General features: G+C 51.2%; 20 protein-coding genes. 10 read left to right on the top strand and 10 right to left on the bottom strand.

The window, feature by feature from the left end; genetic code table 11:
• Nucleotides 1–69: 69 nt before the first annotated feature.
• Nucleotides 70–204, top strand: coding sequence for a hypothetical protein (locus OO017_RS13250; RefSeq protein ID WP_266052981.1), 135 nt, complete (start codon nt 70–72; stop codon nt 202–204).
• Here OO017_RS13250 and OO017_RS13245 read toward each other — a convergent pair.
• Both OO017_RS13245 and OO017_RS13240 read right to left on the bottom strand, forming a co-directional pair.
• Nucleotides 201–2,825, bottom strand: coding sequence for a PAS domain-containing protein (locus OO017_RS13245; protein WP_266052980.1), 2,625 nt, complete (start codon nt 2,823–2,825; stop codon nt 201–203). The two genes, OO017_RS13250 and OO017_RS13245, sit on opposite strands and share 4 nt — an antisense overlap.
• Before the next feature lie 275 nt (nt 2,826–3,100).
• Complete coding sequence (locus tag OO017_RS13240) at nt 3,101–3,616, bottom strand: hypothetical protein (protein WP_266052979.1); 516 nt, start codon at nt 3,614–3,616, stop codon at nt 3,101–3,103.
• A 310-nt stretch (nt 3,617–3,926) separates the two neighbouring features.
• Between OO017_RS13240 and OO017_RS13235 the strand changes: the two genes are divergently transcribed.
• The gene (locus tag OO017_RS13235; RefSeq protein WP_266052978.1) at nt 3,927–4,463 is read left to right on the top strand and encodes a hypothetical protein; all 537 of its coding nucleotides are present in this window, start codon (nt 3,927–3,929) and stop codon (nt 4,461–4,463) included.
• Between the two features lie 24 nt (nt 4,464–4,487).
• Here the strand turns inward: OO017_RS13235 and OO017_RS13230 are convergent, their stop codons facing one another.
• The 3 genes from OO017_RS13230 to OO017_RS13220 form a co-directional block, all read right to left on the bottom strand.
• Nucleotides 4,488–5,297, bottom strand: coding sequence for a tRNA pseudouridine synthase A (locus OO017_RS13230; RefSeq protein WP_266052977.1), 810 nt, complete (start codon nt 5,295–5,297; stop codon nt 4,488–4,490).
• A gap of 170 nt (nt 5,298–5,467) precedes the next feature.
• Nucleotides 5,468–8,008 (bottom strand): excinuclease ABC subunit UvrA, encoded by a 2,541-nt coding sequence (gene uvrA / locus OO017_RS13225; protein ID WP_266052976.1) that lies wholly within the window; start codon nt 8,006–8,008, stop codon nt 5,468–5,470.
• Nucleotides 8,009–8,261: 253 nt separating this feature from the next.
• A complete protein-coding gene (locus OO017_RS13220; protein ID WP_266052975.1) occupies nt 8,262–8,474 on the bottom strand; it encodes a dodecin family protein in 213 nt (70 codons plus the stop codon).
• A gap of 187 nt (nt 8,475–8,661) precedes the next feature.
• Here OO017_RS13220 and OO017_RS13215 point away from each other — a divergent pair, with 187 nt between their 5' ends.
• The 5 genes from OO017_RS13215 to OO017_RS13195 all read left to right on the top strand — a co-directional run bounded on the left by OO017_RS13215 (nt 8,662) and on the right by OO017_RS13195 (nt 14,845).
• Nucleotides 8,662–10,410: an ABC transporter ATP-binding protein gene (locus tag OO017_RS13215; RefSeq protein WP_266052974.1), complete on the top strand. Its 1,749-nt coding sequence runs from the start codon at nt 8,662–8,664 to the stop codon at nt 10,408–10,410.
• Nucleotides 10,411–10,529: 119 nt separating this feature from the next.
• Entirely contained in the window at nt 10,530–11,096 is a 567-nt protein-coding gene (locus OO017_RS13210; RefSeq protein WP_266052973.1) for a hypothetical protein, read from the top strand.
• A 326-nt stretch (nt 11,097–11,422) separates the two neighbouring features.
• Complete coding sequence (locus OO017_RS13205) at nt 11,423–11,971, top strand: RNA polymerase sigma factor (RefSeq protein WP_266052972.1); 549 nt, start codon at nt 11,423–11,425, stop codon at nt 11,969–11,971.
• Complete coding sequence (locus OO017_RS13200; RefSeq protein WP_266052971.1) at nt 11,968–12,582, top strand: cupin domain-containing protein; 615 nt, start codon at nt 11,968–11,970, stop codon at nt 12,580–12,582. The genes OO017_RS13205 and OO017_RS13200 overlap by 4 nt, the downstream gene beginning before the upstream one ends.
• 463 nt (nt 12,583–13,045) lie before the next feature.
• Nucleotides 13,046–14,845, top strand: a complete 1,800-nt coding sequence (locus OO017_RS13195; protein WP_266052970.1) for a cache domain-containing protein — start codon at nt 13,046–13,048, stop codon at nt 14,843–14,845.
• 69 nt (nt 14,846–14,914) lie between these two features.
• Here the strand turns inward: OO017_RS13195 and OO017_RS13190 are convergent, their stop codons facing one another.
• Together OO017_RS13190 and OO017_RS13185 are read right to left on the bottom strand one after the other, a co-directional pair.
• Nucleotides 14,915–15,319 (bottom strand): hypothetical protein, encoded by a 405-nt coding sequence (locus tag OO017_RS13190; protein ID WP_266052969.1) that lies wholly within the window; start codon nt 15,317–15,319, stop codon nt 14,915–14,917.
• A 586-nt stretch (nt 15,320–15,905) separates the two neighbouring features.
• Complete coding sequence (locus OO017_RS13185; protein WP_266052968.1) at nt 15,906–16,385, bottom strand: hypothetical protein; 480 nt, start codon at nt 16,383–16,385, stop codon at nt 15,906–15,908.
• A gap of 477 nt (nt 16,386–16,862) precedes the next feature.
• On the opposite strand from OO017_RS13185, the gene OO017_RS13180 reads away from it, so the two are divergent.
• Nucleotides 16,863–17,243: a hypothetical protein gene (locus OO017_RS13180; RefSeq protein WP_266052967.1), complete on the top strand. Its 381-nt coding sequence runs from the start codon at nt 16,863–16,865 to the stop codon at nt 17,241–17,243.
• 492 nt (nt 17,244–17,735) lie between these two features.
• Here the strand turns inward: OO017_RS13180 and OO017_RS13175 are convergent, their stop codons facing one another.
• Together OO017_RS13175 and OO017_RS13170 are read right to left on the bottom strand one after the other, a co-directional pair.
• Entirely contained in the window at nt 17,736–17,936 is a 201-nt protein-coding gene (locus OO017_RS13175) for a helix-turn-helix transcriptional regulator (protein ID WP_266052966.1), read from the bottom strand.
• Nucleotides 17,933–18,340, bottom strand: a complete 408-nt coding sequence (locus tag OO017_RS13170; RefSeq protein ID WP_266052965.1) for a hypothetical protein — start codon at nt 18,338–18,340, stop codon at nt 17,933–17,935. The genes OO017_RS13175 and OO017_RS13170 overlap by 4 nt, the downstream gene beginning before the upstream one ends.
• A gap of 501 nt (nt 18,341–18,841) precedes the next feature.
• Between OO017_RS13170 and OO017_RS13165 the strand changes: the two genes are divergently transcribed.
• Nucleotides 18,842–20,653, top strand: a complete 1,812-nt coding sequence (locus OO017_RS13165) for a cache domain-containing protein (protein ID WP_266052964.1) — start codon at nt 18,842–18,844, stop codon at nt 20,651–20,653.
• Between the two features lie 11 nt (nt 20,654–20,664).
• Here OO017_RS13165 and OO017_RS13160 read toward each other — a convergent pair whose 3' ends face one another.
• Nucleotides 20,665–20,859, bottom strand: a complete 195-nt coding sequence (locus OO017_RS13160) for a hypothetical protein (protein WP_266052963.1) — start codon at nt 20,857–20,859, stop codon at nt 20,665–20,667.
• A gap of 14 nt (nt 20,860–20,873) precedes the next feature.
• Here OO017_RS13160 and OO017_RS13155 point away from each other — a divergent pair, with 14 nt between their 5' ends.
• Nucleotides 20,874–22,967 carry a cache domain-containing protein gene (locus OO017_RS13155; RefSeq protein ID WP_266052962.1) on the top strand — a complete coding sequence of 698 codons (2,094 nt, stop codon included), beginning with the start codon at nt 20,874–20,876 and terminating at the stop codon, nt 22,965–22,967.
• The last annotated feature ends 434 nt before the right edge of the window (nt 22,968–23,401 follow it).

Here is a 23,401-nt window from a genome sequence, read left to right as displayed (position 1 = left end):
CTGATAATATCGGAAGCCTCAGCTGTAGTGGCTGCGCTTAAGGTGTATACGCAACCACGGCAATCATGTATGGCAGGGGAACAGTATGGCACGCACCATAGCACCTGCGCCTACGGTGCCCACAAGTATAAACAGGCACTTTACCTCGGTAACAAAGGGGGGCGTTTTGCCCCGGAGGCAGCGCCGGAAGTATGTTTCTCCTAGTTCTTCAGGTACACTTTAAAGGTTGACCCTACACCTGGCTCGCTCTCCACTTCTATGCGCCCGGCGGCGTTCTCTATGATCTTCTTGACCATATACAGGCCAATGCCGGAACCTTCCACGTGGTCGTGCAGGCGCCCGAACATTGAGAAAAGCTTTTGGCTGCCAGCCTTGTTAAAGCCCAGACCGTTGTCGCTCACGGTAATAACATTAAATTCTCCATCTGGGTAGCAGGTAAGCGCTATTTCGGGCGTTCGTTCCGGAGAGCTATACTTTATGGCGTTAGACAACAGGTTATATACTATGGAGCGAAGGTTCTTGTGCGAGAAACGGATAGGGGGGGGACTGTGCACATCCAGCGTCAGGCTGGCGTTGGCTGCTTCCAGTTGTGGGTTAAGGTCTAGTACTACATCGTGTATGACCTCCGCCAGGTCGATCTCAACCGCTTCCTGGCTGTTTTCCTTTTGTAGCTTTACAATCTCGGTAAGATGTTCTATGGTGTTTTTGAAGCGGCTGATAGAACCCTCGATCATTGTTCTAACCCGCTCTGTTTCCTCAACCGGAAGAGCATTGGTGGTAACGGATTCCAGCAGTACCTGCACCAGCCCCTCAATGTTATAGATAGGTGCTTTCAGGTCGTGGGATGCCGTATAAATAAAGTTGTCCAGATCCAGGTTCGTTCGTAGCAACTGTTCATTCGCTGCGATGAGTTCTTCGTTTGTTGCGGCTAATTTCTTAGTGAGGGCCTGTGCTTCTTTCTCACGCTCCTCTATCTGCAACAGGTTCTGCACCTGCTCGGTAATATCGTTCACTAAAGTATAAAAACCTGCTACTTTCCCTTCTCTTATATCAGGAACATAGCTGGTGTTGATGTACTTTATGAAGTTTTCCCGGTAAGGCATTTTACTCTTAAAGTCCAGGCGCTCTCCGGCCAGGGCCCGGTCAATATATTGTTTTACGCCCTGGTATGCCTTTTCCCCAACTATCTCGCGTACCGGCCTTCCAATCAGGTCTTCTGACTTCATGGGGAACCAGGCTTCATAGGCCTTGTTGGCAAACCGGTATTTCTCGTCTTTATCGAGGTAACCTATGAGCACGGGCAACGAGTCCGTAATAAGCTGCAGTTGTTGCGCACTTTGCTCTACTACCTGGCGGGCTTTTACCTGTTCGGTTACATCCTGGACATACACCAGCACTCCGTCCACTTTGCCTTCTTCGTCGATACGTGGCTGATAGGTAAAGGTAAAGATGATCTCTTCGGGTTCGGCTCCCTCATGGCGTGCCAGCATAAGCGGAAATTCATTGCCCTCATACGTCTCTCCCTTGGTGTATACATTATGGAGGATGTTTGGGATGGGGGTGCCTTCCAACTCCGGCAATGCCTCCAGCAACGTCTTGCCCACCAAGTCCCGACCAGGGAAAATTTTCTGAAAAGAAGGGTTTACGAGCTGGAACACATGCTCAGGCCCGTCCAGGATTAGAAAGGGAATGGGAGCATCCATAAACAACATATGCAGGCGGTTACGCTGTAACTCTGTGGTAGCTTTGGAGCGCTCCAACTCCCGGGTTCTGGTTGCAATCCGCTCTTCCAGTTCCTTGTTCAGCTGTTGGAGCGCTTGCTGCGTTTGGGATAGCTCGGCGTATGCCGCCTCTATTTCTCTGTTAGCCGCCTCTAGCTGCTCGTTAAGGGTTTTTAGGGTTTGCTCGCGTTGCTCCACTTCGCGGCGGGCATTTACCTGTACCGTTACCTCGTAGGCAAACACCATAATGCCATCGATATCACCATCCAGGTTGCGGACAGCCTGGTACGTAAAGTTATAGTAGTTATTTCCTAAGTTGCCATCATTATCATGGTCCAGCTGCACTTTGGTTTCAAAGGCGTAAACGCTTTCGCCGGTGCTGTATACCTGGTCCAGCAAGTGTAAAACAGACTGACCTTCAAGTTCAGGCATGGCTTCGGCAATGGGCCTCCCCAGTAAAGGGCGGTCGCCGACCAGCCCCTGATAGGGCGGGTTTACAAATTTGAATACATGCTGCGGACCTTCAAAAATGCAGAACATGGCAGGCGTTTGCATCAGCAGGTTGTAAAGCTTCATGCGCTCCAGCTCGGCATCGGCTCGGGCCGCAATCAGTTGAACCTGGGTCTGAGCCTGTTCGCCATACAGTTTCTCAAGCTGTATTTTTGTGTTAACCTCATTTTTTTTGGCTAATTCCTGTGCCGTAATGTCCTCCACTTTGTGGATGATGTACTGAATGTTTCCCTCTGTGTCTGCTACCGGGGTGTTGACGGCCTGCCAGTATTTCTCCGTAAATACCTCCGGGCTATTAGGTGGGCTCAAATCGTAACGCTGACACGGCATGGTATGCACCTGCTTGTGTTCCACTGCCCACTGCAGGGAGCTTTTTAACATGGCAGTAGCTTTACAGTCTGTTACCGAGGGGTTATCTGGGAAAACGTCGAGTACATACTTGCCCTGTATGTCGGCAAGGTTCCGTAACGAGAGTTCTAAGTATGCCTTACTGGCAGTAAGTATGGTGAATTCAGGTGAAAGGATCAGGTATGGATCGGGCAAGGTTTCAAAAGCACGTAGTACCTCTGGTGATAGGGAAACAGGTTTTGTCATAGATTCATTTCGTTCGGGCAGAGGCCATTTCCTATCACAGTTCAAATGCCCGGCAAAGCCATACTATAGGCTATCGGGCGGATGGGAGCTCTTAAAACGCACGCTCTCAAAGAGAAGTGTTTGAGCTTTACCTCTTGTAATTTTCAAGATAGGCCTTTTAAAAGAGATCTGCAACCGGAAGTGTGGGTGAGTATACATTATGCCTATACCCGCCGACTTGTTAAACGGTGTAAAACAGAGATAACTGTAGCTTAACCGGGGCTGGGCAACAGGAATTAACGTAGCATTTTGATCTCTTCTTCTATGGCTGGGCTCAGCACCATGATCAGGTGCTCGGCAAAGGCAGCATTCTCGATCTGCTTCACATCCATCAGTACCGTTAAGCCAACCGGCTCGTTATCGTCCGACAAAAGTATACTGCCAAGGTAACTCTCTATCTGTAACTCCTGCAGCTCAAGATCGTCCGGAAAGGCGGGGGCCACGTCAAAAGGGTGGTAGCAGAAGCGCTGCGCAACAGCCACTTCACACGGGGTGCCTTTTAAAGGATAAGTATAGTTATCCAGCACTGTCTTGTCCTTCATAAAAACCAGGGTGTGAATATGTTTTTTATCCTCGGATAATTGCCCGATTATGACATACTTTGCCCCTGTGTTTTCAGAAATAAACGATGCGATTTCAGCAAGGTAAGCATCGTGTCTTCCTTTTTGAGAGAGGTCTAAGGCAGCTTCCAGAACATTCTCCTCCTCTAACCCCGGCACATACTGCCAATAATGAATTTGCCTGTACTCCATCAGGTAAAACAGTAAATAAAAATAACTACAAAAGTATGCGTTTTTACATTGGCTCAGGTATTTTTTAAGTGTAGTATACGGTGAACAGGGCTAAAGTATAATTCTTGCAGGTAAAGTGTAAAAACATCCTACTATACTACCATTGATGCAGCACGTAAGATTGTGCAATTAAGTGCCCCATACTTTATACCCGCAATGCTATATATTTTAAGATTGATGCTGCATGTCTGCCATTGTTTCCGTATGTACTCAGCAAGCGAACGATTTTTAAAAGCCTGGGCGGTTGGGGCAATTAAACCGCGAAGCAAACATGAGATGGACTTTACTACTACTGCTGCTGCTGTGCTCCTGCGCCACACAACGCCAGGCGGAAAAGTATTTCGATGAGAATACTGATAAGCTGGCAGCGTATGTAGATAAGAACGAGGCGTACACCAACACCTACGGAGAGGCTTACGCGACCAGGCATTTCCCTCCCAGGCTTTACCCGCCTGCCATAGAGCCAAAGCCTGTACTTAGCCCCGGCAGGCTGCTCCCCACCCCGATGATGGTGCCAAAGGCGGATGTTGCTACTCGTTACCGAAGATGCCCGGAATGCAACAGCACCTCTGTCACCAAAACCGTTTACCTACCCGATACGGTTCAGTTGGACTCCCTGCACCGGGAGCTGAAGATAGAACGTATGGCGAACACAGCCATCCGGCAGAAGTTAAAAGAAACCGAAGCCGACCGGGATTACTGGCAGGAGATGAACCGAAAAAAAAGATGGGCTCTTATCGCCATGGCTGTTTTCGCTGTGTTGTACATCCTTTTTAAGGTACTGGCGGCACGGGTACGAACTACCTGAGCCACCGCAAGAAGTATGGACTTCTTACAGTAAGTGCCAGCCACGCTCCTCCTGGTTCTGAAGTATGGCTGAACTGGTAAAACGGGGAGCAAGGTTGAGGTATGGGTACGTGACTTTAGACAGATAAAGCCCCTGTGGGTGAGCCGGTGTCAGGTGTTTAGGCCCCTTTTCTGTCGTGAGGTAGCTTTCGAACTCATGTATACTTAGCGTGCCCATTCCTACCTTTAACAATTGGCCAACTATGATTCGGATCATCCGGCTCAGGTACCTGTTCGCCGAGATCTGGAAACGCAGCCTGTCGCCGGTTTTATCGCCAAGCCAATGGGCGGAAGAAATGTAACAGATGGTGCTGTCCTGCTCGGCCGGAGTGAGGCAAAGGTTCTTGTAATCGGTGTAAAGCGGGAGCAGGGCTGTAGCCGCTTTCATGGCATCCAGGTTCAGGTTTTTAACCAAGTATAAAGAGCTGACGTTGCTTAGAAAGGGGTTCTTGTAGGTATGGATAAAATAGTCATAGCTTCTCTGGATGGCATCGAACCGGGCATGCGGCAAGCCTTCCATCGGAATTATATCAAACACAGCTATATCCGGCGGCAAGACTTTATTTAACCTGAAAAGCATGTCAAACTCCCACGGCTGGGCCACGTCCAGGTGGAAAAAGAACTGGCTGGCATGCACCCCTGCATCCGTTCGTCCGCAACCTGTAATAGCCACCGGCGCCTTCAGGATTTTTCGCAAAGCATCCTCCAACACCTCCTGCACACCAAGGCTATACGGGTGGCGCTGCCAGCCTCTGTAGTTGCCCCCGTTGTAACCGATATGGAAAAAGTAGCGCATGGTTTGGTACTGGCCTAACGTGTTGAGTAGAATCTACAAGGTACTGATCTTTCAAATATGGCGTGAACATGTGCGCCATACTTATTTTACTACACCCAATTAAGAGCCTTTTCTCCATACAAGCAAAGGCTATGGTGTAGCAGCTGCAGCAGAACTGTGGCAATATATCCCTATACTTCCAGCCTCTTTTTCAGAAAAGGAGCCGTCTTGCTTTGCTTGTTCTTCGCTACTTCGGCAGGTGTTCCGGCTGCTACAATTGTGCCGCCTTCTTCGCCGGCGCCCGGTCCTATATCAATTACCCAGTCGCTGTGGACTACTACGCGCATGGTATGCTCCACAACGATAACCGTGTTGCCTGCTTCCACCAGGTTATCCAGTTGCACCAACAGCTTTTCTACGTCGGCGGGGTGAAGGCCTGTGGTAGGCTCATCCAGTATGTATAAGGAGTTGCCGCGCTGTGCCCGTTGCAGTTCGGTGGCAAGTTTAATGCGCTGAGCCTCACCACCGGAAAGCTCCGTGGCAGGCTGACCAAGACGCAGGTATCCCAGGCCAACTTCACGCAGCACGGTAAGCGCGCGGTGCACGGGTGGCTCCTCCTCAAAAAACTCCCAGGCGGCATCCACCGTCATCGCCAGCACATCGGCTATGTTCTTGTCGCGGTAGGTTACCTCCAGAGTTTTAGTATTGTAGCGGGCGCCGTGGCAGACAGGGCAGGGGGCGTACACACTTGGCAGGAAAAGCAGCTCGACCATTACAAATCCCTCTCCCTGGCAATTTTCACAGCGGCCCTTGGCAACATTGAAAGAAAAGCGCCCGGCATCGTACCTTCTGGAGCGCGCCATAGGGGTAGCGGCAAAAAGCTTGCGCACATGGTCAAAAAGGCCGGTATAAGTGGCCATATTTGAGCGTGGGGTTCGGCCTATGGGCTTCTGATCTACCCGGACCAGCCGTTTTATACTTTCCATTCCCTCCGTTATCTGCCCATCGGTCTGAATAGGTGCTGCACGCTCCAGTTCCTCGCCTTCTTCCTCCTCTGCAGGTATGGCATGCCCCAGATGTTCGGCCACCAGTTCTACCAGCACCTGGCTCACCAGGCTGGATTTGCCTGAACCAGAAACGCCGGTAACAGTTGTAAAGATGCCCAGCGGAAACGCCACATCAAGCTGATGAAGGTTGTTACGGGTAACGCCACTTAAGTGCAGCCAGCCGGCGGGGGTGCGTGCCACACGCTTGGGTGAGGCTTCCTGGTTAAAAAGATACTTTGCCGTTTTAGAGCTTGCCACCTGCTGCAGCCCTTCCGGTGCGCCGCTGTACAGTATTTTGCCCCCTTTCTCACCGGCATCTGGACCTACATCCACCAGCCAGTCCGCATGTCGGATCACGTCCAGGTTATGCTCTACAATGAAGAGTGAGTTCCCTGCCTTTTTCAGACCTTCCAGCGCCTGCAGCAGGGCAAGAGTATCGGAAGGGTGAAGGCCGGCAGATGGTTCGTCCAGCACGTACACAACCCCGAAAAGGTGGGAGTACAGTTGCGTGGCAAGACGCAGGCGCTGCAGTTCACCGGGCGACAAGGTGGGGGTGCTGCGCTCCAGCGACAGGTAGCCCAGGCCAAGGTCCAGGAGCACTTTTATGCGTGCCACCAGGTCTTCGGCAATGCGCTGCGCCACAATGGTCTGCTCCGGATGCTCAGCCTCCTGTTTTTCGTGCCCTTTGGCGGTGCCTTCTGCAAATGGCTTCAGTATACTTGCCACCCGCTTCAGTGGCAAACGGGAGAGTTGGGTGATATCATACCCGGCAAATTTAACTGACAGCGACTCCGGGCGCAGGCGCTTGCCCTGGCAGTTCGGGCAGTCGGTGCTCAGCATGTATTGCATCACCCGCTTCTTCATCAGTGGACTGTTCGTGTTGGCAAAAGTATGGAATACATGGCGCCTGGCGCTGCTGAAGGTGCCCATGTAGTTCGGTTCCTCCTTGCGTTTGAGCGCGCGCTGCGTTTGCTCCGGCGTATAGCCCGGGTAAACGGGTACCACTGGCTGCTCTTCAGTGAACAGGATCCAGTCGCGGTCCTTCTGCGGCAGCTCGCGCCAGGGCCGGTCTACGTCGTAGCCAAGCGTTACAAGTATGTCGCGCTGGTTTTGCCCGCCCCAGGCCGTTGGCCACGCTGCTATGGCCCGCTCCCGTATCGTCAGGGAGTCATCGGGCACCATCGACTTTTCCGTTACCTCATAAATTCGGCCCAGGCCGTGGCACACAGGGCAGGCGCCTTCGGCGGTGTTCGGAGAAAAGGCTTCCGCATAGATGATGGATTGCCCTGGAGGGTAATCGCCGGCGCGGGAGTACAGCATCCGCAGCAGGTTGGAGAGCGTGGTGACGCTACCTACTGAGGAGCGTGTGGTGGGGGTGCCACGTTGCTGCTGCAGCGCCACGGCAGGCGGTAATCCCTCAATCGCATCTACCTCCGGCACCGCCATCTGGTGAAACAAGCGCCTGGCATACGGCGAGACGGACTCCAGGTAACGTCGCTGGGCTTCAGCGTAAAGCGTACCAAAAGCCAGCGATGATTTGCCGGAACCCGACACGCCGGTAAACACCACCAGGGCGTCACGGGGAATGGTCAGGTCTATATTTTTCAGGTTGTGTTCCCGCGCACCGCGCACGGTTACAAAACCGGTAAAGCCACTGTTTTTATTCTGATAAGGGTCTTTTGCCATGTGCTAATATAAGCAGATTAATATTGCCGGCCGGAACGGGTGCAGCCAGGCAGCAACGATTAACCGCCTTTTACTGCAAGCGGAAGGATAGTGTTATACTTTGAGCTAAACTTAAAACTTACCCGGAGAGAGAAAGTGCGGATGCCGGTACGGGTAGATATATGAAAGGAAAAGCGTTGGGTACGCCGAAGTATAAAGTATAAAAAAGGGAAGGAGCTTACAAGTATAGCTCCCTCCCTTTTTATCGGACAGGTTATTTTTTAAGGGTGTCTACTTCAAAGGATATTTTGGCATTAACCCCGTAGGAGACAATCTTATTATTCTCCACTCTAGCTTTCATCTCCTGAATATAGATAGATTTGATATTTTGTACAGACTTTGCAGCCTCCGCCAGTGCGATCTCTGTAGCATCGTCAAAACTTTTTTCCGACCCTGCGATTACTTCAATTACTTTTACAATTGCCATAGTTTTATACTTTAAAGTTTAATTATTATGATATTAAATTGTGTACGGCTTGTAAAATAAGGAGTTTGTGTAAATAGCAGATTCACAGGTAAGTATAAATACCGTGCAGGGTCAGGTAGGCGCGTGATTTCTGAAATGCTTGATCCTATTAATTCGATACCTTCAACAGGAAGGCAAATGTCAAACTATGTCTAAATCAAAAAAGCTTAAAAACGTATCGGTAGGTCAGGTTTTTAAAACGATCATCTGGCCCCGGAGGAAGTATCTTGGCAGCGGGCTGGTCCTGATCATTATCAGTCGCCTGGCAGGCCTGGTGCTGCCGGGAGCAAGTAAGTTCCTGATAGACGATGTAATCCCCAAAAGCGATTTTACCATGCTGAAATGGTTGATTCTGGCTGTGGTGGTTGCTATAGTTATTCAGTCCGTCACCTCTTTTGCCCTCACGCAGATACTGAGCGTGGAGGCGCAGCACCTCATCTCTCAGCTCCGTGCGAAGGTGCAGCGGCACATCATGCAGCTGCCCATCCGCTTTTTCGACAATACCAAAACCGGCGAACTGGTGTCGCGCATCATGACGGACGTGGAAGGGGTGCGGAACCTGGTGGGCACCGGTTTTGCCCAGATGGTGGGCGGGGTGCTGACCTCGCTCATTTGCCTCGTGCTGCTCATTTACATCAGCCCGCTCATGACAGGTTTCGCCTTGATTCCGGTGGCGATATTTGGGGTTATTTCTACAAAGGCGTTTGGCAAGATAAGGCCCATTTTCAGAGAGCGCGGCGTGATTAATGCAGAGGTGACAGGCCGGCTTACCGAAACTCTGGGCGGGGTGCGTGTGATAAAGGGCTTTAATGCCGAGGAGCAGGAGATCAAAACATTTGAAGACGGCGTAACCCGACTTTTCCTGAACGTGAAGAAAAGCCTGATCACCACCAGCCTGGTTACATCTTCGGCCACTCTTTTGCTGGGCTTGGCCTCGGCGGGCATTATGGGCATTGGCGGCTACCTGATCATGAACGGGAAGCTGACCTTCGGCGATTTCCTGGCCTTTACGCTATACCTGGGTTTTATGATCGCGCCTATACTTCAGATGAGCAACATCGGGAGCCAGTTTACCGAAGCCTTTGCGGGCCTCGACCGCACCGAGGAAATACTGAATACGCCACTGGAAAGTGAGGGCGGGCACAGGACACGGCAGCTCGATGCCATTCACGGGGATATTGTGTTTGACCGCGTGTCTTTTGCCTATGAACCCGGGAAGGAAGTGGTGAAAGAAATCAGCTTTAAAGCTCCAGCCGGTTCTGTTACAGCGCTGGTAGGCACCTCCGGTTCCGGTAAAACCACCATCGCCGGGCTGGCCGCATCTTTCCTGAACCCTGAAAGCGGCACCATTACCGTAGACAGCCACGACCTGCAAAGTATAAGCCTGCAGAGCTACCGCAGCCAGCTGGGCGTGGTGCTGCAGGACGATTTCCTGTTTGAGGGCACGATAAGGCAGAACATTCTTTTCCCGCGCCCCAATGCCACTGAAGCCAAATTGATGCAGGCCGTGCAGGCAGCCCACGTGCAGGAGTTTACAGACCGTTTCCCGGACGGCCTGGACACACTGATCGGGGAGAGGGGCGTGAAGCTATCAGGGGGGCAGCGGCAGCGTATCGCCATTGCCCGGGCCATACTTGCCGACCCGCGTATACTTATACTTGACGAAGCCACCTCCAACCTGGATACCGAGAGCGAGAGCCTGATACAGGCCAGCCTCAAAAATCTGATGCAGGGCCGCACTACTTTCGTAATAGCCCATCGCCTGAGCACCATCCGCCAAGCCGACCAGATCCTGGTGATAGAGCAGGGCCACATAGCCGAGCAAGGCCGTCACGAAGAACTGCTGGCAAAGCAGGGGAGATACTACCAACTTTATACTTACCAGGCAAGAATTTAGAAATCGTCCGGAGCCGGAATATGTTTCAATCCGGAGGCAGGGGCGGCACAAACTAAACCACGTAACCTCATAGCCGTTTATTAGGGAAAAGCATTTGTAACTAAACCTATAAATTGACTATGGACAGACGAGATAGAGATCGTGATTACTATGGCCCTTACGAAGGCTACAACAGGTCGGATGAGCATTACCACGCTGCCAGGAATTTAACCAACGAGTTTGAGCGCGACTACCAGCGCCACAGAGGCCATTGGGAAGATGACCGCGGCCGGTACCGAGCGGAGCATACTTACCACGAGGGCGACATGGGAGACGCTTACGAGCGCCTGAGAAGAGAAGACCGCGACTACAGCGGATATGCGGGTAGCCAGCAAAACGACTGGGACCGCAACAGAGGCTATGGCGGTAGTTTCAGCCGTGACCGCGATTACCAGGAAGACTTCGGAAGAGACCGCGACTATGGCAATAGGAGGCAGGGCTACAATACCTCTGATCGGTCCGGCGCTTATAACAGAAATGAAAACAGAGGGGCGGGATATGAATTGGATTTCGACTCTCGCTCAGGAAGCTACTACAGAAGCTCCCGCTACCCTGAAAGAAACTATGGCAGCGGCCGCGGCATCAGAACAGAAGACAATTGGTACAGCTCAGGCCACAGAAGGGATGAGCTGAACAGGTACTATTAATAGTTGCTGATATACCTGGAACAGCCGCTGCCTCTACGCAGCGGCTGTTTTGTTTGGAAACCCACCCGCTTCTTCGGCACCACCAGCCCGACTGAAACGATACTGCTTGTGTTTCGGCAGGCTGCCGGTACAATATTATTGTGCTGCTGAGCTAACATTGGCTGTAAAAAATCCTGAAATTCAGGTGGTATTTTGTAATATTACGTAAAGAGTGTTTTCTGATTTCCAGCAGCAGCCTGGAAATAGTGCTTTACGCTATTTTGTCTTTTAAAAATGAATCCTGGCCACTTTCGCGAGAAAGTATGACACCGGGGTTTTAAACCAATATGTCAGGAATCGATCTTCAGGGAGAAACGGAAAAAAGCCTGGTCACTGCCCTCCGGCAGGGCAGACAGGAAATGCTAGGTAAACTTTATGACGCGTACGCCCCGGTCATGATGGGAGTCATATCCAGGATTGTGCGGGACCCGGAGGTAGCGGAGGAGGCGTTGAAGGAAACCTTTGTCGCTATCTGGACCCGCATCGGGATGTATGACTCCTCGAAGGAGCGGCTGCTAACCTGGGGGTTGGCCATTGCCCGCGGAATAGCCCTGCAAGCCATCAAGACAGACAAGTACAAAGCCATTGTTGAGGCCCACACGGAGGGCGTTAAAAACGGGTATCCAAAAAATAAACCTGCCACTTTACCGGACACAGAAATTAAAAAGCAGGATCTTTGCACCCTTGCTCCGTTAGAGAAAACAATACTGGAGTCGCTCTACCTGAAAGGCCGCACTTGTGCAGAAACCGCAGGAGAGCTGAACATGAGCGTGGAGGAAGTTAGAGAAATTTTAAAAAAGGCATTTGTCCATTTAAAGGCGGAGAAATCAGTATGAGCCCTATTACAGAATTTATAGAATCCGGGGTTTTGGAGCTGTATGTGATGGGTGCTGCCAGTCCTGAGGAAGTGCTTGCCGTAGAGCAGATGGCTGCTGCCCATCCGGAAGTGAAACAGGAAGTAGAGCAAATCAGGCTGTCGATAGAGCATTATGCGCAAGCACATGCCCTAAAGCCGCGTGCCACTGTTAAAACGCTGCTAATGGCAACCATCGATTACCTGGAGCGCATGAAGGAGGGAGAACTCCCCGAATCGCCCCCGGTTTTGACCCCAGAGTCCAGGACCAGCGACTACGGGAAATGGCTGCAAAACGAAAAAGCCATACTTCCTGAGGATGCCGAAGGGATACATGCCCGTATTATCGGGTACACGCCTACCGCAACAACAGCCATCGTGTGGGTAAAGGATGCCACCGAAAGTGAGGTGCATCATGATGAGTACGAGCGTTTCCTGATAGTGGAAGGTGCCTGTCAGATGAGAGCAGGAGAGGAAACCCACACGCTGAAAGCCGGCGATTATTTTGCTGTGCCGCTGCATGCCCCGCACCAGTTAACGGTTACCTCTGCCACACCTTGCAAAGCCATTCTGCAGCGCCTGAGCGTGGAGTAGCCAGTGCACAAAGAGCAGAAACGTATAACATCATACCTCAACGTAAAAAGAGCCCCGCCTGTGAATGCAGCGGGGCTCTATGTTTTTAAGTCGTTTACTTACTTTTCCTGCCTCTCCGCCGCTGTTCAGGCGTCCTCCGCCACTCACAGGCTGCAATTTGCCATTTGCGAGGGAACCTGAAGGCAACACACATCCCTGGAATCAACCTGCCAGGTATAAATAGCGTTAAAATTTATAAGTATAGTATAAATTAATCAGCGCCGGATGGTCTCTTGCCGGAGCATCGCCCGGTGCCTTTCTGGCTACCCATAAGGTATGCCGCAACCTGTATGGGATGCTGTTGCCAACCGGACCAGAGGTAGGCAGCATCCGGATTCACCCCACTTGATTTATGAAATTTGAAGATGCCCCGGTTTTATGCCTGGAGGCTGGCAGTTTTCATTCCTTCTTAAACTTTTCGACCATGAAAATAGCATCTCTTTTAATTGTTCTAGCCTGCGTACTTGCTCCTGTATGCCAGGCACAGTTCCGAAGTATGGACGGCGATTACCAAGCTTTTAAAGTCAACCGATCAAATGCGCCGCAGGGAAACCCCGCTGTTGCTCTGCAGGATTACCAGCAGGACTCTGCCCGGCAACTCATTTCGTTGGTAAAAGATGCTGCCGAAATGATCCGGAACATGGGCGAAGCAGCGTTCGATGATTTTAGAAAACCTGGCAGCCACTGGCGGGAGGGGGAGAAGTATGTTTTTGTGCTGGACCCAGAAGGTACTATGCTGGTGCACGCCGATACGGCAATGGTTGGCAAAAACCAGCTGGAGCTAACGGACGTCAACGGAAAACCCATCTTACGTGGCCTAATGGCAGCGGCAACCTCTAACCCGGACAAGCCTCAGGGCTGGTTCCATTACGAGTGGCCGGTACCGGGTGGCCTGCTCCCTCGCTGGAAAAGTAGCTATGTGCAACTGGTAAAGGCTCCATCAGGCAAAAGCTACGTCGTAGGCAGCGGCATGTACAACGACCACATGGAGCGGGCGTTTGTGGCGGATATGGTGAAGAGTGCCGTGCAGGAGATTGAGCAGCGGGGAAAGGCGGCTTTTGAGCGGTTTTATGACCCCACCGGTCCGTATAAAGTAAAGGATGCCTATGTATTTGTGCTCGATTCGGCAGGGGTGGAGCTGGTGAACCCCGCTTTCCGAAACCTGGAGAGCCGCAACCTGATGGACCTGAAGGATACAAAGGGAAAGCCGCTGGTAAAAGAGATGTTTAACGCGGTAGCGGCCAGTGACACTGCTTGGGTGGAGTACATGTGGCCAAAACCGGGCGAGAGTGTCTCCACCCAAAAAACAACGTATGTGCACAAGGCTAAACTGGGAGACAGCTGGGTGTTGGTTGGCTCCGGGGTATACCTGGCCGATGCGCCGAAAGATACCACCGCCACTAAAACGGTGACCGCCACGGAACTGAAGTCGTTTGTGAACAACGCGGCGGCAGAGCTACAGAAGCGCGGCGATAAAGCCTTCCCTGATTTCAGGAAGAAAGGGTCTAAATGGTTCCAGGGCGATACCTACCTCTTCGTCTGGACGCTGGACGGGAAAAGGGTGTTTCATGCGGCAGACCCGACTATGGAGGGCAAGCAGGTAAACGGCACCAAAGATGCCATCGGCAGGCCTTACGGTAAGATGTTCCTGGAGACAGTAAAAAGCCAGCAAGGGGAGGGGTGGGTGCATTACATGTTCCCGGAGCCTGGCGATATCTTCCCTGCCTGGAAGTCCAGTTATGTGAAGCGGGTTACCTTTCCTTCGGGTAAACAGTACCTGGTGAGCAGCGGCATCTACAACATGCAAATGGGCAAGGCCTTTATAGAGGATGTAGTAAACCGTGCCGCCAGTCTGGTGCAGGCGCAAGGCAAGGAAGCCTTCGGCCAGCTGCGCGACAAAAATGGCCCGTTCTATTTTATGGATACTTATGTGTTTGTGGAGAGTCCGGACGGGACGGAACTGGTGAACCCGGCACAGCCCAGCCTGGAAGGCAAAAACCTCCTGGAAGAAAAAGATGTGAAAGGCATAGCTTTTGTGCGGGAGTATATAAACGCTGCCATGAGCAAGGGCAGCGCCTGGGTAGATTACTACTGGTATAAACCCGGTGAGAACAAGCCCACCCAAAAGCACACGTACGTCCGGAAAGTGCAGCACGGCGGAGAGACGTATATAGTAGGCTCAGGGTACTATGAGGCAGAAAAAGCCATGGCAACAAAAGACTAAGTAGCGGAAAATTGATCATCTGCAAGGCTACATGAACCTGTGGCAGCGAGGGCAGCAACAGCTCCGCGATTAAAAGTTATCTTCTACCCACAGCTTCCGGGCCACGCCCAGGCCCACAAAATTGCCCTTGCCACCTCCCCGCAGTAAGATGGCCACGTTTTGCCCCATGCGTAACTCACTCAGGCTGATCGACTGGCCGTCAGGTCCAAGCATCTGAGAAGTGGGCAGCACAAGCACGTAGGCCCGGTCGTAGCGGGAGTCTGGCGAAGGAGCAAAGGCTTCTACCTCCAGCATTACCTGCCCCTCGTTATAGCGGGTCGTGATAATGCTTCCCCTAATGTCCACGCGCTGGGGCGCCTGGTTTCTGTTTACCGGGGTGCCTGCAGGTGCAGTGCCTGTCTGGCAACCGGCAAGCCATAGGGCGGAAAGCAAAAGCAAGCCCAGCAGCCCTTTATGTATTGGTTTCCTATCCATTTGCTTAGCGTTTATACTTATTGTAACGGAGCTGTGCTAATGCGGGATATACTTGCCAAGCCGTAGTATGGCGGTAGCACAGGCAGGTTGCGTAGGCAGGAGGTAAAGTAAACGGGGCGTAGAGAGCTACAGGCCTCATCTACTTGAAGCTATGTTGGGAGGTATTTTTCCTCTCGGAATCAGGGTAATTGCATGCTACTAATTTGAAGTTAAAGCCTATGTCATTCTGTTAAGAAACCTGGTAAAGGCGATGTTAAGCTTTCGCTACTCGCTTACAAGATCCTTTCAGGATGACAAAAAAGGGAGATTGAAACGATCCTGTGGAGGTTAAGCCATTGCCACCAGCCAACAAATCGCCCGTAACAAGTCCGGAGTTTGCCACTCTCAGGATGACAAAAAATGATATATAATGGCCCCGCCCCTGTGGGAACCACAGATGTTTAAACACTAGCGAAGATGGCATCGCCTTATCGCTCTACAGGTACCATGCCCTCCACGAACTAAAAAGTATAAATCCACCGAAACTAAAAAAAGCACGAGCTTTATACATGCTCGTGCTTTTGGAGTGTCTCAAAATGTGCAAAGGTTACTTCCCGCGTACAAACTTCCAGGTATAAACGCCGCGCTTGGATGTTGTCTTTTCATTGTCCGGCACTTCTTCGGGGTAACCGGCCCAGGCTCTTTCCTCAACCCAAACCATGTCTGTATCCGACAAAGATGTTACCTGGTAGTTGGTTGTCACCGTGTCCTGGTGCAGCTGTATGTGGGTAGAGTCGTTTTGGTCCGGGAAGCTGTAAGTCCATACATCTTCTTCCGAGCTGCCCGGCAACGTAACGGTCATCTTCTGTCCGTCGAAATGAAAATAGGCCTGGCGTGCCACCGAGTCGGCATACATCACGGTATCGGTATCTGAGTAATAAACTCTTTTGATGGAGGTATTGGTCCAGTCGCCTCTCATGTCAGCATCTATCTCCGAAACCACCGGAATGACAGCTTCTGTGTCATCGTCGTTGCAGGAGGTGAAGAAGAGGGAAAAGCATAAAGGTATGAATAATAGCTTTTTCATAAAATAATACAAATTGGGTGAAATAAGGAAAATGGAGGAGAGGTGTGTCTATAGGGAATATGTTGTGTTTTAACAGTTTTGAACCCTTAGTACGTGCAACTACCCACAGGGTTTATACTTTGCAGTTTAAGAAAGTGCAAAAAGTATAAAAGTGGCTGTGAATCAATAAGGTAAAATGAGCACTAAGCTGTGAAGTGCAAACAGGTACGGCCCCAACCCGGGACATGTAAATTTAAGCTATAAAGAGAAATGAGCCTTCATCGCCTTAATTCCCCCCTTTAACTCAGTGTCGTTTCACTTTCCTCTTTTTGTCATCCTGAAAGGACCTTGTGGGTGTGTAGCGAAAGCTTAACATCGCCTCTACCAGGTTTCTTAACAGAATGACAAAGGTTTTAACTTCAAATTAGTAGCATGCAATAGCCCAGCTTTTTTAACTAAGACTCAATTTTAAAGTATAAAAAAGTAAAAGTCAAGGCTATGAAACTGCAACCCAAAACACAGCAGCAAAACATGTCTTTAAGCAACGGGCAAAAGCTGGTGCTGATAAAAGTGTTGCATACATTGATCTGGCTGTTCTTTAATGTAGTGATCTTTTACCTGCTTTATGCGGTGCTCGTGAACAGGATAGACAAATGGGTTTGGATTTGCCTGGGGCTTATACTTTTGGAAGGGCTTGTACTGCTGGTCTTTAAAAACATGTGTCCGGTTACGGTAGTTGCCCGAAATTATTCCAGTTCCACCCGCGACAACTTCGACATCTACCTCCCCAACTGGCTGGCCAGGTACAACAAGCAGATCTATACAACCATCGTGATCATAAGCGTGCTTATGTTGATATATCGTATGTTTCTGGAATAAACTACCTGATCCGGATATCCATGGCGCAAGCGGGACTCTATAATGTTCGTACAGAAAAATGGTCCCCCTGCCAAGCGTAAACCCCTTAAGTTCTAACTACTTCTGGCACGAATCTCCAGATTCATTTCTTAAATTGAACGTTACTTCTAGACTCAAAGGCCCGGAAGGCCAGAAAATAATAGGTCACGAGCGAGGACGCCTTATCTTGTTCTATATCTTTACTGTAATAGGCCTTGAATTAAAAAATTACCTCAAAGGGATAGTTTCCTGCTACTGTTGGTTCTGTGTATCTAAAACTTTTAATATGAAATAGTTATGGGAAATGATAAGGCGAGGGCGCTCCCCCCATCACCTTATGAATATAGAGTTTAACGCCCCTGCTTTAAAGGAGATGGTTACACCTGCGAACGATTAAAACTTTTAATAATCATACCTGCGAATCCAAACTAGAAACCTGAAAAACCAGAAACTAATCCTTCACAAACTGCAACCCTACACCGCATCATCGTCCTGGAAAATGGCTTCTATCGGCAGGTTAAATAGCCTGGAGATTTTGAAAGCCAGTGGCAAACTGGGGTCAAACTTGCCTTTCTCGATGGCATTAATCGTTTGCCTGGAAACCGCCAGCGCATCGGCAAGGTCTGCCTGCGTTAAGTCGCGCTCGGCTCTGAGTACCTTCAGTCGGTTTTTCATCTGTAGCGCATTTGTCCGATAATAGTAGCACCCAGGTAGGTGAGGCCGATCAGGATAACCAGGAAAGATATCTCAGCATCGCCCGAGATTACATTGGTTGTGTCAAGCAAGGTATAGCTAAGCCCGCCTACAACGCCCACGCCCAGAGCAATTCCCATGGCTTCCAGCTGAATCTTACGCTGCATCTCGTCCAGCCCTTTTATGTGCCGGATGTTTGCCAGGATCATAGCTACGCCAAAAGCGGCATTTATCGCTATGGCAAGTAAGGTTAGGGGCATGTTTTCTTGCCAGATAAACGTAGGGCCGAAAGTTGCCAGGGCCATCGAGGCAACCCAGGCAAATGTCCAGATGGCCAATAGCCTGGTGTTATGCAGATTCTGAGTGTTCCAATTCTGATTTTTCATATGTAAATAACGTTTGCTATAATGTAAAGTTTTATTTACATAAAGGTATGCTTTACATTTCTTAATGTCAAGCTAACTTGACAAATATATTTTTTATGATTTAAGGGTGGGGGATGATTCACTTGGCTGGACATTATGCACCAGGCATAGATGTTTTTGTCTTGCCGGCAGCCATGCCAGGATAATTGTCTTTACTCCGGAATACTTTACGGCAATACTTTGTCACCCACAGACATGCACCATACTTTGTTTCAAAGAGAAGCCTGATCCTGCATCCCACGCTTATTACGGAGCGCCTGCCAGCCCACAGGAGCTGTTAGCTAAATTATATCAGGCTCATAACCGGAATGGCCCGGTAGGAATATACATGCCACCGTTGAATTCGTAATATATTTAGGATAGTTAGGATTATTTAAAAACAATCTGTTTGGTTTGCTGGCCACGAAGCCCGGTGGTCAGGCGCTTTGGCATGTCTACAATCTTCTATTATACTTTTTGGTCATGAAAATTACTCCTTTCTTCAAACTATTGCCCTTTGCCATACTTCTAGTTTACAGCACCCAAAGCTGGGGCAGCAACAGTCCTGTATGGCCTGTTGCTATGGCAGAGGAAGTGAGAGGCAGCGCGGTGCAGGATTCTACCCGCCAACTCACAGCCCTGGTAAAGGATGCTGCGGAGATGGTTCGCACCAAGGGCGAAGCGGCCTTCGATGATTTCCGCAAGCCAGGCAGCCGCTGGCGTAAGGGCGAGAGCTATGTGTTCGTGCTCGATCCGGAGGGCAACATGCTGGTGCACCCCGACACCTCCATGGTGGGCAAAAACCAACTGGAGCTAGAGGACGTGAACGGCAAGCCCATCATCCGCGGCCTCATCTCTTCGGCCACCGCCACCCCAAACAAGCCCGAGGGCTGGTACCACTACGAGTGGCCGGTGCCGGGCGGCCTGCTGCCCCGCTGGAAGAGCAGCTACGTGCAGCTGGTGAAGACCCCCTCGGGCAAGCAGTACATCGTGGGCAGCGGCATGTACAACGACCGCATGGAGCGCGCATTCGTGGAGGACATGGTGAACAAGGCCGCAGCAGAGGTGGAGCAGCGCGGAGAGGCTGCTTATAAGCTGTTCCACGACCCGGCAGGCCCTTACCTCGCCAAGGACACCTACATCTTTGTTTTTACCCCGGAAGGCGTTGAGATCGTGAACCCGATGTTCCCGAGCATTGAAGGTGAAAATAACTACGACATGAAGGATACCCAGGGCAAATACTTCGTGCGGGAGATACTTAAAACAGCGCAGACCAAGGGTGCCGGCTGGGTGGATTACTTGTGGCCCAAGCCCGGAGAGAGCATCCCTACCCAAAAATCAGCTTATGTGAAAGCCGCCAACCTGGATGGAAAGCAGGTGGTAGTGGGGGCCGGTGTGTACCTGGCGGATGCGCCGAAGGCAAGCGCTACAACTAAAAAGATGAGCGCTTCGGAGCTGATGAGCTTTGTAAACGATGCGGCTGCTGAACTTAAGAAGCGCGGTGAAAAGGCATACCCGGACTTCCGGAAAAAAGGGGCCAAATGGTTGCAGGATGATAAGTACCTCTTCGTCTGGACGCTGGACGGCGACAGGGTTTTTCATGCTGCCAACCCGTCTATAGAAGGTCAAAAAGTGGATGGTACCAAAGATGCGTTCGGCAGGCCCTATGGCAAGATGTTCCTGGAGACAGTCAAAAGCCCGAAAGGGGAGGGATGGGTGCACTATATGTACCCGGAGCCGGGCAGTATCTTCCCCACCTGGAAGTCCAGCTACGTGAAGCGGGTTACCTTCCCTTCGGGCAAACAGTACCTGGTGGGCAGCGGCCTCTACAACATGCAAATGGACAAGGCCTTTATTGAGGATGAAGTGAACCGTGCCGCAGCGTTGGTGCAGGAGCAGGGAAAGGAAGCTTTTGACAAACTCCGCGACAAGCATGGGCCATTCTATTTCCTGGATACTTATGTGTTTGTCGAAGACAGCAGCGGTGTGGAGTTGGTGAACCCGGCCCAGCCAAGCCTGGAAGGCAAGAACCTGATCAACGAGAAAGATGTGAAAGGCAAGCCCTTTGTGCGGGAGTACACAGCTGCCGCCCTGAAGAACGGCAGCGCCTGGGTAGACTACTACTGGTACAGGCCAGGCGAAAACATACCTACCCAAAAGCACACCTACGTGAAGAAAGTGCAGCATGGCGATGAGGTATACATCGTCGGGTCCGGGTTCTATCCGGAAGATGGTGCGGAAGGAGTTGAAGGAGCTAAACGAACCACAAATGAAATAGGGACTAACAAGGAATGAAGCCTGGAAAATTAACTGGCAGAGTGGTCTTTGATGAGTGGGAGGCTGCCCTGAAACCAGGTGGGGTGCTGGTCAATCCTGCTAACGTTCCACACGCCGTGGCCATGCTTCAGGATATCCGGTTCGTTGATTTCTTTACACAGGTACGGGAAGAATGGCTCATGGGAGAAGACCAGCACCTGCGTCACCCTCAGAAGGACAAACAATAAGAGGTATAGCTATGAAGAAGAACAATCATCCGTCGGTGGGGCGACAGACTGCACCAGACACAGCGGGAGTTTCCGCCGAAAATACTCAACCTGCAACCGCCGGGCATGAGTACAGGGAGACACGTGAGCTTGTTCAACTCGTGCAGGAGGCGGCAGACCTGCTCCATGTAAAAGGAGAGGCGGCCTTCGAAGATTTCGGTAAAGCCGGTAGCCGCTGGCGTAAGGGCGAGAGCTATGTGTTTGTGCTCGATCCGGAGGGCAACATGCTGGTGCACCCCGACACCTCCATGGTAGGCAAAAACCAGCTGGAGCTGAAGGACATGAACGGCAAGCCCATCATCCGCGGCCTTATTTCCGCGGCCACCGCCACCCCAAACAAGCCCGAGGGCTGGTACCACTACGAGTGGCCGGTGCCGGGTGGCCTGCTGCCCCGCTGGAAGAGCAGCTACGTGCAGCTGGTGACATCGCCTTCGGGTAAGCAGTACATTGTGGGCAGCGGCATGTACAACGACCGCATGGAGCGTGAGTATGTGGTAGACATGGTGAGCAGGGCTGTTACAGCAGTAGAGCAGCAAGGAAAGGATGCCTTTAACCTGCTGCGCGACCCGGCAGGCCCTTTCAGGGTAAAAGATGCTTACATCTTCATCATCGGCATGGATGGCGTTGAGATACTCAACCCGGCCTTTCCTAACCTGGAGGGGCGCGACCTGCTCGATATGAAGGATACACAGGGCAAGCTGCTGAACCAGGAGATGATCCGGATGGTACAAGCGCAGGGTGCAGGCTGGATGGATTATATGTGGCCAAAGCCCGGCGAGAATGTATCGACGCAGAAGTCAGCCTATGTGCACAAGGCAAAGCTGCAAGGCAAGGATGTGATGGTAGGTTGCGGTGTGTACCTGGCGGACGCGCCGAAAGAGAAGCAGCCCGCTACAAGTATGACAGCGCAGGAACTGGTGAAACTGGTGAACGAGGCGGCGGTTTTACTGGAGCAGAAAGGGGAAGGAGCTTTCCCGGAAATGCGGCAGCAAGGCTCCAAATGGTTGCACGATGAGATCTACTTCTTCGTCTGGTCCCTGGACGGTGTAAGGGTTTTCCATGGCGAGCTTCCGGAAGGGGAGGGCAAGGATGTACGCGGGCTTAAGGATGCACTTGGAAAGCCGATCGGCAGGATGTTCCTGGAGATCGCTTCCGCTCCGGAGGGGCAAGGCTGGTTGCATGCCATGTGGCCGAAACCCTTTGAGATTTTCCCTACCTGGAAGTCCTGCTACGTGAAGCGGGTTACCTTTCCGTCGGGCAAGCAGTACCTGGTGGGCAGTGGCCTCTACAACATGCAGCTGGACGAGCATCTCCTGGAAGATGTGGTGAACCAGGCCGCAATCCTTATAAAAGAGACGGGCAAAGATGCTTTTAACCTGCTCCGCGACAAAAAAGGACCTTTCTATTTCATGGATACCTACGTGTTCGTTCAGACCCCTGACGGTACCGAACTGGTGAACCCGGCACAGCCCAGCCTGGAGGGAAAGAACCTGATTGATCTGAAGGACCTGCAGGGAAAAGAAGTGGTAAAGGAAGAGATTGCCGCAGCTATGGAGCAGGGCAGCGCCTGGTTGGAGCACTACTGGTATAAGCCCGGGGACAACACGCCTGCGCTGAAGAAAACCTTTGTGCGCAAGGTGCAGCACAACGGGGAGGCCTACGTGGTAGGTTCAGGAATCTATATAGAAAACAAACAAGGAACTGATATGAACAAGGACATTAGTAAATTTTCGTGGGATACCGTTGAGAAAGAGGAAATGAGCGACTCAGTATCCCGGCAAGTGATCAACGGGGAAAAAGCTACGTTAGCACATTTCACCGCTAAAAAGGGCTACGAAATCCATCGCCATTCCCATCCCAACGAGGAGTATATGCTGGTAACACGGGGGGCGATGCAGTACCAGGTTGATGACCATGACGTGGAGGTACGTGCCAACGAGGTGCTGGTGCTGCCGCCTGATAAGCCACATTCTATCGTGGTGCTGGAGGATACAGAGTTTCTTGTCTTTTTTGCTCCGGCGCGTCAAGACTGGCTCAAGGGTGAGGATCAGTACCTGCGTAAGTAGCTGCATGCGTTAACAGGCATTACGTCTCAGTAGGGAATGCCCCACCTACGCTGAAGCATTTCGGAGCCGCTTGCGAAGTAGGGCCTTTTGATTCTGATAAATTTGGTTGTTATGGCGCAAGCGTCCACGCTTGTGCCATACTTTTTACTAGCCCTCGGCCAGTTGAGTCGGATATCCCACATTTACTTTAAGATATTACATTCAAAGGTAGCGGTATCTAAACTATCCCCTTGAGGGGAGCCAGGGGGTGGTAACGCTTGATTAAATGCTTGGGCTATTGGCTTTACACCTGTATAATCCCCTCCAGGGGATAGTTTTTATAGGACTTAACGGCCCTGCTTTAAGGGATAGGGTTATGAAAATCATTCACGAAAATCACATAGCCCACTAAAACCAGGAGGAATAATAACCCGTTCCAAAGTAAAAATCTAACA

The organism is Pontibacter anaerobius (assembly GCF_026241195.1).
GTDB classification, from domain to species: domain Bacteria; phylum Bacteroidota; class Bacteroidia; order Cytophagales; family Hymenobacteraceae; genus Pontibacter; species Pontibacter anaerobius.
Note: the sequence above shows the minus strand (reverse complement) of the source record. Positions and strands in the feature narration are given on the sequence as shown.